The organism is Burkholderia sp. KJ006, from assembly GCF_000262695.1.
In the GTDB taxonomy this organism is placed as follows: Bacteria; Pseudomonadota; Gammaproteobacteria; order Burkholderiales; family Burkholderiaceae; genus Burkholderia; species Burkholderia vietnamiensis.
The window spans coordinates 1880159-1895511 of record NC_017921.1 but is presented as its reverse complement, the minus strand read 5'-3'; the positions used below and the strand labels follow the sequence as shown (position 1 = coordinate 1895511).

Below are 15353 nucleotides of genomic sequence, written 5' to 3'. Positions count from 1 at the left end.
CACGGAAGGCATTCGTATCCGGTGGTACGGCCGGACTTCAAATCCGGTTGGGGGTGTCAGACGCTCCCGGGTCAGTTCGACTCTGGCTGCCTTCCGCCAGTCAACGCTTGTCGCGCATTCCGCGCGACTTCCGTAAATGCGCCTCAGGCCGCTAATGCCGCTCAGTTGAGCAACTGAACGGCATTTTCGTTTTACGAAGAGCGCGGTAGTAGAGGCTGCCCTGAGAGGTCGACTTTTCGGCACGATGCTGAGCTTGCGAATATGCCATCACCGCGCCGGCGACATCATCAGAGCGTCATTTCGACTGGAACGTCGGTGCGCGCTTGTCGAGAAAAGCCGCCGTACCTTCGGCCTTGTCCTCCGTCGCCGCGCACACCGCGAACAGCGCACGCTCGAGGCTCAAGGCCTGCTCGAGGCTCGCCTCGACCCCCTGGTTGACGGCCGTGATGGCGAGCCGCGTTGCGATGGGAGCATTCGCGGCGATCTGATTCAGAATCTGCTCCGCGCGCGCGATCAACTTGTCCGCTTCCACCACCTCGTTGACGAGGCCGATGCGATGCGCTTCGTTGGCGTCGATGAGCGCCGCGGTCAGGATCAGCTGCATCGCGATTCCCTTTCCGACGAGCCGCGGAAGCCGCTGGGTACCGCCGAAGCCCGGAATGATGCCGAGCTTGACCTCCGGCTGTCCGAACTTGGCATGTTCGGATGCGATGCGCATGGTGCAGGCCATGGCCAGCTCGCAGCCGCCGCCCAGCGCGAATCCGTTCACAGCGGCGATGACCGGCTTGCCGAGCGTCTCGATCAGATTCATGGTCGAATGCCCGAGCCCTGCAAATTTCTCCGCGGCGACGGCCGACAGTGCGGCGATCTCGGAGATGTCAGCGCCTGCGACGAACGCCTTGTTTCCCGAGCCCGTTACGATCACGCCATGAACGGCATCGTCGTCGCGTGCGTCCTCGAAGGCCGCGGTGATTTCAGTGAGCGTCTGGAAATTCAGTGCGTTCAACGATTTGGGGCGATCGACGGTGACGTACGCAATACCCGACTTCTTTTCGTATTGGATGTTCTGGAAATTCGACATGTTCGAAGAGCTCGACTTGAGTGTATGAGGATGCGTGTGCGTGCAATGCAATGCGGCCGTTGCGGTCCGCGATGCAGACGTCGCGAACGCATGAATGTGACGGCCGCCATCTCGTCGGTGCGACACGTGCGCCTGACGCGTTCATGAACGTAAGCGGGCGGCCATCGGATTCAGGTGTCGAGACATCCTAACTCGGTGGAGTCGATATGTTCATGTCCAAGCCTGCCGTTTCTATGGCAAAACCGGTCAAACGGCAGGCCGTAACCCAGCCAGACATCCGGCAGCGACGATCGCACGGCTGCTCCGAGTGATAGGAGTCGTCGCCGGCTCGGACGATGGCCGTCACTGCGGCGAACGACAACGCGTCATGGACGCACTCACGCAGGCAACGCGCAAGCCCCGTCGCGCAACTTCAGTGCGATTTCGAGCTTGGCGATCCATCGCGCGTCGTCCAGCTTCGCGCCGAGAATGCTCTCCACCCGTTCGAGCCGATGGTCGAGCGTATTCGGATGGATGTCGAGCGCGGCCGCCGTCACTTTCCGACGCCGTCTGTTGGTGAAGAACGCCTCGATCGTGCGGGTCGCGCCCGACTCGACCGACAGTTCGTTCAGCAGCGAAAGAAAGTAATTCAGCGCGCTGTCGTTCCCTCGGATGCATTCCTCGATGACGATGTCCGAGTAGCGATGCACCTTCTGATCCGGCGCGAAGCGATTGCCGAAATCCAGCGCGCGTATCGCCTCGTCGGCCGATGCGGCCCAGCCTTGTGCGCCGACGCCGGCGAGGCCGATCCCGATCGACGTGACGGACGGCAATCGTTCCTGCAGTGTCGCCATGTATTCCGCGACACGTCTGTCGCTCGCGCTCGCGGATTCCTGCTGTATCGACGGAACCCAGATGACGAGGCGATCGTGATGGCGGGCGTCGACCAGCGTATCTCGCGAGGTCTTGAGGATGCCCGCCGTCACTTGCACGATCTGATCCAGTGCGCGATCGGCCTGAATCGGCTCGCCGTCGAGCGCCGACGACGCCAACGCAACCGCGATTCTCGGCACGGCATGATCGAGGCCCAGCGCCTTGGTGATCTTGCGAAACGCATCGTCGTCGCGCGATCTGCTGAACACCACGTCGTGCAACTGGTATCGCAACGATTCCTGCCAGCGCGCCTGCCGGTACTGCTCATCCAGATAGGCGGAGGAGATCAGTTGCGACATGTGGTCGAAGTAGTCCATCAGGTACGGCGAAATCTCGAACAGCAGTTCGTCGCGCAAGATGTCGTGCTTGCTGCCCAGATCGGCGCATGCGCGCCAAACCTCTCTAAGCGCCATCCGGAAGGCTCGCAGCAGCGACTGCAGAGAAATGCCCTGATGAACTCTTCGTCGTCCGAAGTCCTGAAACGTCTTCAGACTTTCATTGTCGGGAAACTCGCCATCGACGATCGATTGGAACCACAGGCGCTCCGAAATCGATATGGAGTCGACGATGTCTTTCTTCACAGAGATGGGGAGATCCTCGTAGCCGTCGATATCGCCTAATGCTGCATAAGTGCGCTCGATCACCGTCGACAGATCGTCGGAGATTGTCTTGATCTGTTGCCGCAATAACGCAGACGGCGACGGAACATGTATCACTCTCATTGTGGCCAATCGTTCTCTAGGGTGGTGCCGGACCAGAAATTCTCGGGTGCCTCGGTCTCGATGGCACATACGCATTGCGCGACGCCACGTGCAAATTCCATTGCATGTGTCGTTTGCGCTGAGCTTTGCGTTCACGGGCCGAAGACTATCACCGATCGAAAAATTGCTCTCTGAAGCGCAGGGCATCGTGCGGCGAAAGTCGGCGTTCGAGTTGGCGGATTGTGACAAACCACATGCGGGTCGGAGACATCTCCCATGTCGGTCGTCTGCGCACCGGGATAAGGTATCGGCAGTTGGCGAGCACCAAAAGTCCGAGTCACCCATACAACACGCAGAGTACCTGCTACAGACATCATGCAGAACCCCGACAGCATTTTTTCTGAAGTCAAAGTCGTTGATTTCGCAAGCTATATCGCCGGTCCCGCGGCAACCACGATACTGTCCGATTTCGGTGCGACGGTTATCAAGGTAGAGCCGCCCGGCACCGGCGACCCCTATCGAAACCTCTACAAGCTGGCGCCGAACCCCGTCTGCGACACCAACTATCCCTGGCAGCTCACCAACCGCAACAAGCAGAGTCTTGCACTCGATCTCAAGTCTCCCGCAGCAAAAGACATTGTCGAAAAACTGGTCAAATGGGCCGATGTCGTCGTGGTCAATTTCCCGCTCAGCGTCCGCGACAAACTCGGCATCTCCTACGAAGCGCTCGCGCCGCTGAACGACCGTCTCATCTACGCGGACATCACCGGTTATGGCTTGAAAGGCCCCGAGGCCAACCGTCCCGGCTTCGACGTGACGACCTATTGGGCGCGCTCCGGGCTGATGGAAGTGACGCGCGACGGCGATAGCCCGCCCGCCGTTCCCATCCCCGGGATTGGCGATCACGCGACGGCCAGCACGCTGTTCTCGGCGATCGTGACGGGCCTTTATCATCGCGAGAAGACGGGCAAAGGCTCGCGCGTCTCCACCTCGCTCATTGCCGAAGGCGCATGGGCCTCGGCGCTCTGGACCGAGGGCGCGCTCAACGGCGCGAAGTTCTACGGCGCGCATACGCGCAATGCGCCGCTCAACGCGCTGTTCAATCCGTACCGCACCGCGGACAACCGCTGGCTGCTGCTGATGTTGCTCCAGGCGAACAAGGAATTCCCCGGCCTGTGCAAGGCAATGGATCTGCCGTCGCTGCTCGAAGACCCGCGCTTCGCGGACTCCGAGGGCCGCACCAAGCACGCCACCGAACTCGTCGGCATTCTCGACAAGGCATTCGCCGGCCATTCGCTCGAATACTGGAAAAAGACCTTTGACGAGGCGCGGGTCATTTACGGTGTCGTGCAAGTCGCCGACGAAGTCGTCAAGGACGAGCAGATGTACGCGAACGAGGTGTTCGTCCCGCTGGGCGAAGCCGGCGAGAAGACGACCTATACGGTCAATAGCCCGATGCAGATCTCTGGTGTCGACAAGGTGAAGCCGCGCCGCGCGCCGGATCTCGGCGAGCACAGCCGGGACGTGCTCGCAACGCTGGGCTACGACGCGAACGAGATCGAGCGGCTGATCAACGACAAGGTCGTCGCGCAACTGGATCAGGCCGCGCAATCGAAGTGATGCCGCATGCGGCACGGCGGTAGACGCTCGACGCACAGGCGTCCGGCGTCACTGTCGTGGTCGCTTCAAGTCGGGCCAATCGATGGCTCGGCAAGATGTAGATCTAACTGAATGGAGAAGTACGATGAGTTTTGTCGCACCGGTAAAAGATATTCTGTTCGTGGTCAACGAACTCGCCCAACTCGATCGAATCAGCGCACTCCCGGGGTGTGAGGACGCCACGGCCGAGACTGCACAGGCGGTTATCGAAGAGGCAGCGAAGTTCAGCAACGAGGTCGTCGCGCCGCTGAACGTGCTCGGCGACAAGCATGGCAATACGTGGAAGGACGGTGTGGTGAACGCGTGTCCCGGTTTCTCGGACGCCTTCAAGTTGTTCGCCGCCGGCGGCTGGCAGGGCGTCAAGCATCCGGTCGATTACGAAGGACAGGGGCTGCCCAAACTGATCGCGACGCCCTGCGCCGAAATGCTGAACGCGGCGAGCGTAGCGTTCGCGTTGTGCCCGATGCTCACCGACGGTGCGATCGAAGCGCTGCTCACGGCGGGCAGCGACGAACAGAAGGCGCGTTACGTGCCGAAGATGATCTCCGGCGAATGGACCGGCACGATGAACCTGACCGAGCCGCAGGCCGGCTCGGATCTGTCGATGGTGCGTTCGCGCGCCGAGCCGCAGCAGGACGGGTCGTACAAGGTGTTCGGCACCAAGATCTTCATCACCTGGGGCGAGCACGACATGACGGAGAACATCATTCATTTGGTGTTGGCCCGTACGCCCGGCGCACCGGAAGGGGTGAAGGGCATTTCGCTGTTCGTCGTGCCGAAGTTCCTCGTCAACGAAGACGGCTCGCTCGGCGCGCGCAACGACGTCCAGTGCGTGTCGATCGAACACAAGCTCGGCATCAAGGGCAGCCCGACCGCCGTGCTTCAGTTCGGCGATCATGGCGGCGCGACCGGCTATCTCGTCGGCGAGGAGAACCGCGGCCTCGAATACATGTTCATCATGATGAACGCCGCGCGTTTCGCCGTCGGCCTGCAAGGCGTGGGCATTTCCGAGGCCGCGTACCAGAAGGCCGTCGAATATGCGAAGGAGCGTGTCCAGAGCCGGCCGGTCGATGGCTCGGCGAAGGAGGCGGTGACGATCATCCATCACCCCGACGTGCGCCGCATGCTCGGGACGATGCGCGCGTTGACCGACGCGTCGCGTGCCATCGCATACGTGGCGGCCGCTCACAACGACATCGCGCATCAGCACGAGGATGCTGCCACCCGTGCGCATCATCAGGCGATTTACGAGTTCCTGGTTCCGATCGTCAAGGGCTGGAGCACCGAACTGTCGCTCGAAGTGACGAGCCTCGGCGTGCAGGTTCACGGCGGGATGGGTTTCATCGAGGAGACGGGCGCGGCACAGTTCTACCGCGACTCGCGCATTCTGACCATTTACGAAGGCACGACGGCGATCCAGGCGAACGATTTCGTCGGCCGCAAGACGTTCCGCGACGGCGGTGTCGTGGCGAAGTTCCTGCTGGGTGAAATCGCGAAGACGGTCGAGGAACTGTCGGCACACGACGGTGCGGCGTTCGCGTCGATGCGCAAGCATCTCGAGCAAGGCGCACGCTCGTTCGAGCATGCGATGGAATTCGTCATCGCGAACATGAAACGCGATCCCAATGCGGTCTTCATCGGCAGCGTGTTGTATCTGCAGCTGGCGGGCGTGGTTCTCGGCGGATGGCAAATGGCGCGAGCGATGCTGATCGCGGCGAAGAAGCTGCAGGAGGATCAGGCGTTCTACGGCGCGAAGATCGCCATCGGGCAGTTCTATGCAGAGTTCATTCTGCCGCGTGCGTTGTCGTATGAGGCGTCGATCGTCGGCGCCAAGGGCGGGGAGGGCGTGCTCGCCCTGACGGAGGACCAGTTCTGACTGGGTCCCGCATATGAACGAAATAGATTGCCGCTCGGCGCGCCAGGCCGCTCTCGTCGAACAGTATGGTCCGCGCGAATCGATGGAGTACGACGTCGTGATCGTCGGCGGCGGCCCGGCAGGGCTGTCGGCGGCGATCCGGCTCAAGCAGCTGGCCAAGGAGAAGGGCGCCGAGATCGGTGTGTGCGTGCTCGAGAAGGGTTCCGAGATCGGCGCGCACATTCTGTCGGGCGCCGTGATGGACCCGGGCGCGATCAGCGAGTTGATCCCCGACTGGGCGGCGCTGGGTGCGCCGCTCGACGTCGAGGTCACGGAAGATCGCTTCCTGTTCCTGAGCGAGACGGACGCCAAGGCCGTGCCGAGCTGGGCACTGCCGAGCAACTTCAGGAATCACGGCAACTACGTGATTTCGCTGGGCAACGTCACGCGCTGGCTCGGCACGCAGGCCGAAGGGCTCGGCGTCGAGATCTTCCCCGGCTTTCCGGCCGCGGAGATCCTCTACAACGACGACGGCTCGGTGAAGGGCGTCGCCACCGGCAACATGGGCGTGGGCAAGGACGGCGAGCCGACCGAGAACTTCCAGCTCGGCATGGAACTGCACGCGAAGTACACGCTGTTCGCCGAGGGTTGTCGCGGCCATCTCGGCCGCCAGCTGATCTCGAAGTTCAAGCTCGACGCGAACGCGGATCCGCAGGCGTACGGGATCGGCATCAAGGAGCTGTGGGAGATCGATCCGGCCAAGCACAAGCCGGGCCTCGTGATCCACACGGCCGGCTGGCCGCTGAAGTCGGATACCTACGGCGGTTCGTTCCTGTATCACATGGACAAGAACCAGGTCATGGTCGGTTTCGTGGTCGGCCTCGGCTACACGAACCCGTACCTGTCGCCGTTCGAGGAGTTCCAGCGCTACAAGACGCACCCGTCGATCCGTACGTTCCTCGAAGGCGGCAAGCGCGTGTCGTACGGCGCGCGTGCGATCACCGCGGGCGGGCTGCTGTCGTTGCCGAAGACGGTGTTCCCCGGCGGTGCGCTGATCGGCGACGACGCAGGCTTCCTGAACGCGTCGCGTATCAAAGGCAGCCACGCGGCGATCAAGACCGGCATGCTGGCGGCGGAAGCCGCGTTCCATGCAGTGCAGACGGGCCGCCGCGGCGACGAGCTCAGCGCGTATCCGAACGCATTCAAGCGATCCTGGCTGCATGCGGAGCTGCACCGCGCGCGCAACTTCAAGCAGTGGATGGCGAAGGGGCTGTACCTGGGCACGCTGATGGTCGGCATCGAGCAAAAGCTGTTGGGCGGCAACGTGCCGTGGACGCTGCACCACAAGCATGCGGACCACGAGATGCTGAAGCCCGCGTCGCAATGCACGCCGATCGAATATCCGAAGCCGGACGGCAAGCTGACGTTCGACAGGTTGTCGTCGGTGTTCATCTCGAACACGAACCACGAGGAGAACCAGCCGGCGCATCTGACGCTGAAGGATGCGAGCGTGCCGGTGAACGTGAACCTGCGCACCTACGCGGGGCCGGAGGGACGGTTCTGCCCGGCGGCGGTATACGAGTTCGTGAAGAACGACGACGGCAGCGACCGCCTCGTGATCAACGCGCAGAACTGCGTGCACTGCAAGACCTGCGACATCAAGGACCCGACGCAGAACATCGTGTGGGTCACGCCGGAAGGCGGTGGCGGGCCGAACTATCCGAACATGTGACGGATGCGTGGCGGGCAGTGCGCTGCGGGTCGAGCGACGTCCATTTTTAGGCGGATAGCCTGCGTCGATATCCGGTCGTCATGAGCGGTATCGGCGCGGATCCGCGACAGCCGGCGGCGCATCGGTGCGCCGGACGGCACGAGTTGCCGCTGGATGGCATGCGGCAATGTTGAAATTCAGGAGAATGGCTTGAAGATCCTTGTAGCAGTAAAGAGAGTCGTCGATGCAAACGTGAAGGTCGGCGTGAAGTCGGACAACACGGGCGTCGACATCGCGAACGTGAAGATGTCGATGAACCCGTTCGACGAAATCGCCGTTGAAGAGGCGGTGCGCCTGAAGGAAGCTGGCGTGGCGACCGAAGTGGTCGCCGTGTCGGTGGGCGTGACGCAGGCGCAGGAAACGCTGCGCACGGCGCTGGCGATCGGCGCGGACCGCGCGATCCTGGTCGAGTCGACCGACGGCGTCGAGCCGCTGGCCGTCGCGAAGATCCTGAAGGCGCTGGTCGACAAGGAGCAGCCGCAACTGGTGATCCTCGGCAAGCAGGCGATCGACGACGATTCGAACCAGACGGGCCAGATGCTGGCCGCGCTGGCAGGTCTGCCGCAGGCGACGTTCGCTTCGAAGGTCACGGTCGCCGATGGCAAGGCCACGGTCGCACGTGAAGTCGACGGCGGTGCGGAAACGCTGTCGCTGACGCTGCCGGCGGTCGTCACGACCGACCTGCGTCTGAACGAGCCGCGCTACGTGACGCTGCCGAACATCATGAAGGCGAAGAAGAAGCCGCTGGAAACGGTCAAGCCGGAAGACCTCGGCGTGGACGTGACGCCGCGTCTGAAGACGCTGAAGGTGGCCGAGCCGCCGAAGCGCGCGGCCGGCGTGAAGGTGCCGGACGTGAAGACGCTGGTCGAGAAGCTGAAGACCGAAGCCAAGGTGCTGTAAGAGGGAGCGGAAAGAAATGACGATTCTGGTGATTGCAGAACACGACAACGCGTCGATCAAGGCCGCGACGCTGAACACGGTCGCAGCGGCAGCGAAGATCGGCGGTGACATCCACGTGCTGGTCGCGGGCCACAACGCGCAGGGCGCGGCGGACGCAGCAGCGAAGATCGCGGGCGTGTCGAAGGTGCTGCTGGCCGACGCGCCGCAGCTCGAAGCCGGTTTGGCGGAAAACGTCGAAGCCACCGCGCTGAACATCGCGAAGGATTACTCGCACATCCTGGCGCCGGCGACCGCGTACGGCAAGAACGTCGCGCCGCGTATCGCCGCGAAGCTGGACGTCGCGCAGATCTCGGACATCACGGCCGTCGCTTCGGCCGACACGTTCGAGCGTCCGATCTACGCGGGCAATGCGATCGCGACGGTGCAGTCGAGCGATCCGATCAAGGTCATCACGGTGCGTGCGACGGGTTTCGATCCGGTGGCGGCCGTTGGCGGCAGCGCAGCGGTCGAGAAGATCGACGCGGCGGCGGACGCCGGCAAGTCACAGTTCGTGAGCCGTGAAGTGACGAAGCTGGACCGTCCGGAGCTCACCAGCGCGAAGATCATCGTATCGGGCGGCCGCGGTCTGGGCAGCGGCGAGAACTACACGAAGGTGCTGGAGCCGCTGGCGGACAAGCTGTCGGCAGCGCTCGGCGCCTCGCGCGCGGCGGTCGACGCCGGCTACGTGCCGAACGACTATCAGGTCGGCCAGACCGGCAAGATCGTCGCGCCGCAGCTGTACATCGCGATCGGTATCTCGGGTGCGATCCAGCACTTGGCCGGCATGAAGGATTCGAAGGTGATCGTCGCGATCAACAAGGATCCGGAAGCGCCGATCTTCAGCGTGGCCGACTACGGTCTCGTCGGCGATCTGTTCACGCTCGTGCCGGAGCTCGTAAGCGCGCTGGGCTGACGACGGCATTGCGTAGCCAGTGAGCGCAAGCTCCCCGGCTCCTCTGTCGCGGTAGCGCGATGGAGGAGCCGGCCGTCGACACGCCATCCGTCGGCTGTCGACCATGCCGCAGCACCTTGCACGCCATCGCCTTCGAACGTAGTGGCAAGAAAACATTCGATACCGTGCTAGACAGCTTTTCGACCTATCCGCTGGCCACAGTCCCGATCTCGGTCGTCAACGGCTTTCTGGCCGGGGCCGAACGTGAAGTCGTCGTGCGCCTTGCCGAACGCTCCGGCATCCCGGCCCACCTGCTGGAGAAGCCGGCCGCGCGCGTGACGCAGCAGCAGTTCGCGACGCTGTATCGCCTGCTGGCGACGGAGCTGGACGATGAAATGCCGGGCATTTTCAGTCGTCCCTTAAGAAGCGGGCTGTTGAAATATCTTTGCCTCAGTCTGATCGATGCACCCCGGCTCGATGTCGCGTTGAACCGTATCGGTCAGTTCTTTCGCCTGATACTCGACGATTTTCGCCTCGCGTCGTGGCGAGAGGGCGCGCTCGCCTGCGTCGAATTCATTCCTGATCCGGATGGTCGGCCGGTCAGCGCGCTGGGCAGCGAGCTGATGCTGAAGCTCGTCCATGGCGTCGCGTCATGGCTGATCGGGCAGAAGATCGCGCTGCGCGAAGTTTCATTCAGATTCCTTCGGCCGACGCAGTCGGGGGACTTGCTGTACCTGTTTCCCGGACCGGTGCGGTTCGGCAGGGACAAGACCTGCCTCTTCTTCGATGCCGGTTACCTCGATCGTCCGATTTCCCGACGAAAGCCGGATCTGGAGGAGTTCCTGCGCCGCGCGCCGGAAGACTGGATCTTCACTTCATTTGCCGAGCAGATGGCTTGTCATCGCGTTCGCCGGTTGATCGAGAATGCGTTGCCGAGCATGCCGACGATCGAGACGGTCGCGCGGGAATTGCACGTGTCGGTGCGTACGCTGGCACGACGCCTGGCGGACGACGGCACGAGTTTTCAAGCGATCAAGGACGACGTGCGGCGGGACGTTGCGATCTATCGGCTGACGCGCTCGGACGATTCGATCGAGGCCGTCTCCAATAGTGTCGGCTTCGACGATCCGACGGCGTTCTATCGCGCCTTCCGGCACTGGACGGGCAGCACGCCGGCGACATACCGCCAGCAGCCGTGGAAGGCCCGTCGGCAGGCCGGCTGATTGCCGGCGCCTCTCGTTAGCGATTCGCCGCGACGAGCGTGTCGAGGGGTTCGAACGCGGGCAAGGCGATGCCGTGCAGATGCTGAACGAAGGTGCTGACCTTCGCATCCAGATAGCGCTTCGACGTATAGAGCGCATACACCGTCAGCGCATTGACGCGATATTCCGGCAGGACCCGAACCAGCGTGCCGCGGCGAAGATCGTCGATCGCCGAATGCAGCGTCAGCGGGCCGATGCCGGCGCCCGCGAGCAGCGCGAAGCGCATGGCATCCGGCATGTTGACCTGAAACGGCGAGGCCTGAACCAGATGGGCATGCTCGCCGTCCGGGCCGTGCAGACGCCATTTTTCGGGAGCCGAGTTCGGCGCGTTCAAGGTGAGGCAGCTATGTGCCGCGAGGTCCGTGACCGTCGACGGCATGCCGCTTCTCTGCACGTAGTCCGGCGACGCGACAAGTACGCTGTAGTTGCCGCCGAGCGCCTTCGAGACATAGCTCGAAGTCGGCAAGTCGGCCGTTGCCATCAGCGAGACGTCGATGCCGTCCTCGATCAGGTTCGGGAATCGTTCCGACAGCGTCAGTTCGATTTTGACGTCGGGATTCGACACCTGGTACTGAACCATCGCGGACGTCAGGTAACGTAACCCGAGACTCGGCATCGCGTGTACCCGCAGCTTTCCGTACGGCTTTGCGAGCCGGTTCCGCGCTTCGGCCGACGCATGCTCGATGTCCGCAAGAATCGATTTCGCGCGCTTGAAGTAGCGTTCGCCGCTTTCCGTCATGCCGATGTGACGCGTCGTGCGGTTGAGCAAGCGGACCCCGAGCTGTCTTTCAAGAAATGCGACGGCGCGCGATATCTGGGCGGTCGAGCCATTCACTTGCCGGGCGGCGGCGGTAAAGCTGCCCGACTCCACGACGCGTACGAATATGCCAATTGCAGCGAAAAAATCCATCTTCATGTGACTCTGGAAGGAAAGCGCGCGAGATATCGGTGACCATGATCGGCGCAGCGATTCGTGGACGCTGACGCAGCGGGCCGCAATGCCGGATGCGGGCGAGGGCGTGGCCCGGCAGGTGGGTCGTCGGCCGACGTGGCGCGCCGCGATTGTCGGCTTGCGTCGCTAGTCGAGGGGAACTCCGGCATCGTCCGGCTTGATGAGGTCGAGCCACGCACGTGCGGCCCAGGATAGCGTCGTGCCCTTGCGCCATACGATCGCGACACGCCATTCCAGTCCGGGTGCATCGAGGTCGATCAGGCGTACGCCGGCATTGCCATGTCGGCGCGCGACCAGCCGCGGCAGACACGTCACGCCCAAACCCGCCGCGACGAGCGCAAGTGCGAAATTCGGCTGGGCGCTATGCGCGACTTCGTTGATCGTGAAACCTTGGGCAATGCACGCTTCGCGCAGCCTGCGCGTCAATGCGAATCCTTCATTCAGCGCAATGAACGGCACGCCATTCAGCTCATGCAGGTGGACACGGACGTGCGTTTCGAGCGCATGGCCGCGAGGTACCGCGAGCACCATCGGCTCGCGCCGGATGAACATCGCTTGCAGATCGGTTCGCACCGGCAGCATCGTTGCCGCGAGCTCGAGTTCGCCGTCTCGCACGGCTTGCTCCAGTTCGGCGCTGCCATGTTCGTGCAGATGAATCGACACGCCTGGATATCGCTCGCGGAATTCCGCCAAAGGAGCGGCAAACAACTCTGCGCTACCGACCGGTGGCAGTCCCAGACGGAGTTCGCCGCGATCGAGGTCGCGCAGCGCGTCGAGATCGAATTGCATCCGCTCGCGCTCTGCCAGGATGGCTCTCGCATGTTGCAGAACGACTTCGCCGGCAGACGTGAGCTTGACGGCGACGCCGCGTCTGCCGCGCTCGAGCAGCGTGACACCCAGTTCGTCTTCCAGCAGTCGAATCGCTTTGCTCAGTGCCGGTTGAGACAGCGGAAGGCGCTTGGCTGCCTTGCCGAAATTCCCTTGCCTGACGATCTCGTCGAAATAGCGAAATGCCTTCAAGTCCATTGCACTTCTTGGCGATGATTGGACCGACGGATTATCGCCCGAAGTGCAAATGCGCGTCGGATTGCAGCGGTGCGCGATGGTCACGATGTCGCCGGCAGTGAGGCGCACGCCCGGGAGTGTGCGCCTCGCTCGCTCATTCACGCCAGGGCGTCGGCGGCCTCCTTGTGCGCGTGGTGCGCGGACGGATGGGCGAGGTAATCGTGAACGACGTGGCCGAGGCCGAGGGTAAGGTCGGCCAGGATGTGCGTGCCGGAGAGAATCTCGAGCACGGGCAGGTCTTTCAGCGGTGCGAGCGCGTGCGAAAACAGCTCGAGGCCGACCGGGCCGGTCCAGGCGCCCTTGATCGTGACGTCCTGGCAGCGGTATTCGACCAGCTCGAGGATGCGCGGCGAACCGTCGACGTGCGGGATGATCTTCAGCAGATAGCCGGGCGCCTCGATGGTCGCCTTGGCGGCTTGAGCGTCGAGCTCCTGAAATTTGTAGCCCATCGTCGCGCTCGCCACCAGCACCTTGCCGTAGCGCAGTTCGCCGACGATCGTGTCGGTGTCGACTTCGAGCGACGGCTTCGCCATTTTCTTCGGGAAACCCCACAGCTCGCGGCCGGCGGCAGTCGGTGCGTGGTCGTCGAGGAACATCGCGTGCGTGTAGGTGCCGCGGCGGCCCTTGTACGTCACGGGAATGACCTGCCCCGATTCCGTGTAGTCGCCGAATCCGCCGCTGGAATCCGGCATGCGAATGAACTCGAACTTGACGAGCGGATTGTCCATGTCGATTTCGAGCGGTTCGGGAACCAGCTCCCGAAGTTTCTTCGCATCGGTACGGTACGTCACGATCAGGAATTCGCGATTGACGAATTTGTACGGGCCTTGCGGATAGGTCGGGCTGGTGAGGGGAATCGAAACTGCGCGTTGCTTGACGTCGCTGATGTTCACAATGGGTCCTTGGTCGGCAAAACTTTCGAGAGGCGAGGGTGGTGCGCCGGATCTGCGGGCGCTGAGCCCGCGTCGCTCGCACCGGAAACAGGCATCAGGTAACCCCGGCTGTGAACAGTCTAGATTTCGATTTTTCTTAAATAAATTGAATTCTTTTTATGAATTGCATGCCTGGAGGAAATTGAATTCCGCGTTGCTCAACCCGACATGCAAATTCGGTCATCGCATGGCGCTTCGGCTGCGTGCGATGCAACGAGTGATCGGGGATGGGGCGCCGCGCGATCTTTCGCCGGCATGATGCGGAACGTTGCGTCCGGTCGGGACAGGCTCGATTCAGTTGACCGTTGCGCCCATCTGCGCGGCGAGGCGCGACACGATCGGCGAGGCGCGATTGCCCGCATAGGCCAGCACGAGATTGAGCCGGCTGCTATCAAATGCGGTCAGGCGTCGCGTAGCCATCCCCTTGGGCAGCATGCGCGCGAAATGGCTCGGCACGAGGCTGCAGAGTCCGGTCGCGGCGACCAGCGAGAAAATGCTCAACATTCCGTCGGCCTCGAGAGGCGGCTTTGCGGGCGCGGTGCCGTCCTGATGGAGGAATGCGTCGATGGTTGCGCGTAGCGCGGGCGCGGCGGCCGCGGCCACCGCGATGATGCGTTCTTTGGACAGATCGGCCGGCGACAGGCGGCGTTTGTTCAGCAACGCGTGCCCGCGAGGCAGGATGGCGATCAGGTCTTCGGCCTGGACCGTCCGGCTCGTCCATTCCGGACCGATATCGCCCTGGCGAACGAATGCCGCATCGATGCGGCCGTTTTCCAGCGCGCGAATCAGATCGAGATGCAGCTTGCTGTGAACGTCGATCGCGATGTCCTGCAACTCGGGACCGAGGGCGGCCGAGATGCGCCCCATCAGTTCGTCTTCCGTGCCGGGAATCATGCCGAGAGCGAGTTTCCGCGGATGTTGTTTGCCTTCCCGCGTGCGCTTGAGCGCCAGGTCGAACTGGGCGACGGCGAGCCGGGCTTCCCTGAGCAGGATTTCGCCGCTATCCGTCAGTTGCACGCCTTGCCAGGACCGCACGAACAACGGGCAACCAAGCTGGTCCTCCAACGCCCGAATTTGCCGCGTCAGCGACGGCTGGGCAATGCACAGTCGCTTGGCCCCTTCCGCAAAACTCCCCGCCTCGGCGATCGCCAGAAAATATCGAAAGTGTCGGATTTCCATCGCGAAAGTATAGCGCCGAGGCATAGGGTCGGTGCCACAAAGTATTGGAGCGTCGCGGTTCTGCTCGACTAGACTTTGAGGCGCGACGCAATCGACTCGTTTCGATGCAGGCTGCCGTCCGGCTCGCTGACCCACCCCGAATGCAGCATGCTG

At 62.8% G+C, this 15353-nt stretch carries 12 protein-coding genes and 1 tRNA gene; 7 read left to right on the top strand and 6 right to left on the bottom strand.

The genetic code is table 11. The features are described 5' to 3' along the window. Positions 1–3: 3 nt before the first annotated feature. Positions 4–99: transfer RNA gene (locus MYA_RS22340), tRNA-Sec, on the top strand. Positions 100–295: 196 nt separating this feature from the next. On the opposite strand, the gene MYA_RS22335 is transcribed toward MYA_RS22340, so the two are convergent. Both MYA_RS22335 and MYA_RS22330 read right to left on the bottom strand, forming a co-directional pair. Then, positions 296–1081 (bottom strand): enoyl-CoA hydratase-related protein, encoded by a 786-nt coding sequence (locus tag MYA_RS22335; protein WP_011881868.1) that lies wholly within the window; start codon positions 1079–1081, stop codon positions 296–298. Between the two features lie 377 nt (positions 1082–1458). Further along, complete coding sequence (locus MYA_RS22330; protein WP_014725167.1) at positions 1459–2715, bottom strand: PucR family transcriptional regulator; 1257 nt, start codon at positions 2713–2715, stop codon at positions 1459–1461. 354 nt (positions 2716–3069) lie between these two features. Here MYA_RS22330 and MYA_RS22325 point away from each other — a divergent pair, with 354 nt between their 5' ends. The 6 genes from MYA_RS22325 (at position 3070) to MYA_RS22300 (ending at position 11033) form a co-directional block, all read left to right on the top strand. Beyond that, a complete protein-coding gene (locus MYA_RS22325) occupies positions 3070–4314 on the top strand; it encodes a CaiB/BaiF CoA transferase family protein (protein ID WP_011881870.1) in 1245 nt (414 codons plus the stop codon). A 124-nt stretch (positions 4315–4438) separates the two neighbouring features. After that, positions 4439–6229 carry an acyl-CoA dehydrogenase gene (locus MYA_RS22320; protein ID WP_011881871.1) on the top strand — a complete coding sequence of 597 codons (1791 nt, stop codon included), beginning with the start codon at positions 4439–4441 and terminating at the stop codon, positions 6227–6229. Between the two features lie 13 nt (positions 6230–6242). Next, positions 6243–7940 (top strand): electron transfer flavoprotein-ubiquinone oxidoreductase, encoded by a 1698-nt coding sequence (locus tag MYA_RS22315; protein WP_014725166.1) that lies wholly within the window; start codon positions 6243–6245, stop codon positions 7938–7940. A 189-nt stretch (positions 7941–8129) separates the two neighbouring features. Continuing rightward, on the top strand, positions 8130–8879 hold the full coding sequence (locus tag MYA_RS22310; RefSeq protein ID WP_041494177.1) for an electron transfer flavoprotein subunit beta/FixA family protein: 750 nt from the start codon (positions 8130–8132) through the stop codon (positions 8877–8879). 16 nt (positions 8880–8895) lie between these two features. Beyond that, positions 8896–9831: an electron transfer flavoprotein subunit alpha/FixB family protein gene (locus MYA_RS22305; RefSeq protein ID WP_014725165.1), complete on the top strand. Its 936-nt coding sequence runs from the start codon at positions 8896–8898 to the stop codon at positions 9829–9831. Positions 9832–9890: 59 nt separating this feature from the next. Further along, a complete protein-coding gene (locus MYA_RS22300; protein WP_014725164.1) occupies positions 9891–11033 on the top strand; it encodes an AraC family transcriptional regulator in 1143 nt (380 codons plus the stop codon). Positions 11034–11049: 16 nt separating this feature from the next. Here MYA_RS22300 and MYA_RS22295 read toward each other — a convergent pair whose 3' ends face one another. From MYA_RS22295 to MYA_RS22280, 4 genes are all read right to left on the bottom strand, one after another. Beyond that, positions 11050–11988 carry a LysR family transcriptional regulator gene (locus MYA_RS22295; RefSeq protein WP_014725163.1) on the bottom strand — a complete coding sequence of 313 codons (939 nt, stop codon included), beginning with the start codon at positions 11986–11988 and terminating at the stop codon, positions 11050–11052. A 162-nt stretch (positions 11989–12150) separates the two neighbouring features. Next, on the bottom strand, positions 12151–13050 hold the full coding sequence (locus MYA_RS22290; protein ID WP_014725162.1) for a LysR family transcriptional regulator: 900 nt from the start codon (positions 13048–13050) through the stop codon (positions 12151–12153). A gap of 137 nt (positions 13051–13187) precedes the next feature. After that, positions 13188–13982: an acetoacetate decarboxylase gene (locus tag MYA_RS22285; protein WP_011881878.1), complete on the bottom strand. Its 795-nt coding sequence runs from the start codon at positions 13980–13982 to the stop codon at positions 13188–13190. Positions 13983–14315: 333 nt separating this feature from the next. Further along, a complete protein-coding gene (locus MYA_RS22280; protein WP_011881879.1) occupies positions 14316–15200 on the bottom strand; it encodes a LysR substrate-binding domain-containing protein in 885 nt (294 codons plus the stop codon). Positions 15201–15353 lie beyond the last annotated feature (153 nt).

What these genes read in the sequence shown, in the direction of transcription:
- MYA_RS22320 (WP_011881871.1), top strand. Translation starts at nt 4,439, where the DNA reads ATGAGTTTTGTCGCACCGGTAAAAGATATTCTGTTCGTGGTCAACGAA.
- MYA_RS22305 (WP_014725165.1), top strand. Translation starts at nt 8,896, where the DNA reads ATGACGATTCTGGTGATTGCAGAACACGACAACGCGTCGATCAAGGCC.
- MYA_RS22290 (WP_014725162.1), bottom strand. Translation starts at nt 13,050, where the DNA reads ATGGACTTGAAGGCATTTCGCTATTTCGACGAGATCGTCAGGCAAGGG.
- MYA_RS22335 (WP_011881868.1), bottom strand. Translation starts at nt 1,081, where the DNA reads ATGTCGAATTTCCAGAACATCCAATACGAAAAGAAGTCGGGTATTGCG.
- MYA_RS22295 (WP_014725163.1), bottom strand. Translation starts at nt 11,988, where the DNA reads ATGAAGATGGATTTTTTCGCTGCAATTGGCATATTCGTACGCGTCGTG.
- MYA_RS22315 (WP_014725166.1), top strand. Translation starts at nt 6,243, where the DNA reads ATGAACGAAATAGATTGCCGCTCGGCGCGCCAGGCCGCTCTCGTCGAA.
- MYA_RS22330 (WP_014725167.1), bottom strand. Translation starts at nt 2,715, where the DNA reads ATGAGAGTGATACATGTTCCGTCGCCGTCTGCGTTATTGCGGCAACAG.
- MYA_RS22300 (WP_014725164.1), top strand. Translation starts at nt 9,891, where the DNA reads ATGGAGGAGCCGGCCGTCGACACGCCATCCGTCGGCTGTCGACCATGC.
- MYA_RS22280 (WP_011881879.1), bottom strand. Translation starts at nt 15,200, where the DNA reads ATGGAAATCCGACACTTTCGATATTTTCTGGCGATCGCCGAGGCGGGG.
- MYA_RS22325 (WP_011881870.1), top strand. Translation starts at nt 3,070, where the DNA reads ATGCAGAACCCCGACAGCATTTTTTCTGAAGTCAAAGTCGTTGATTTC.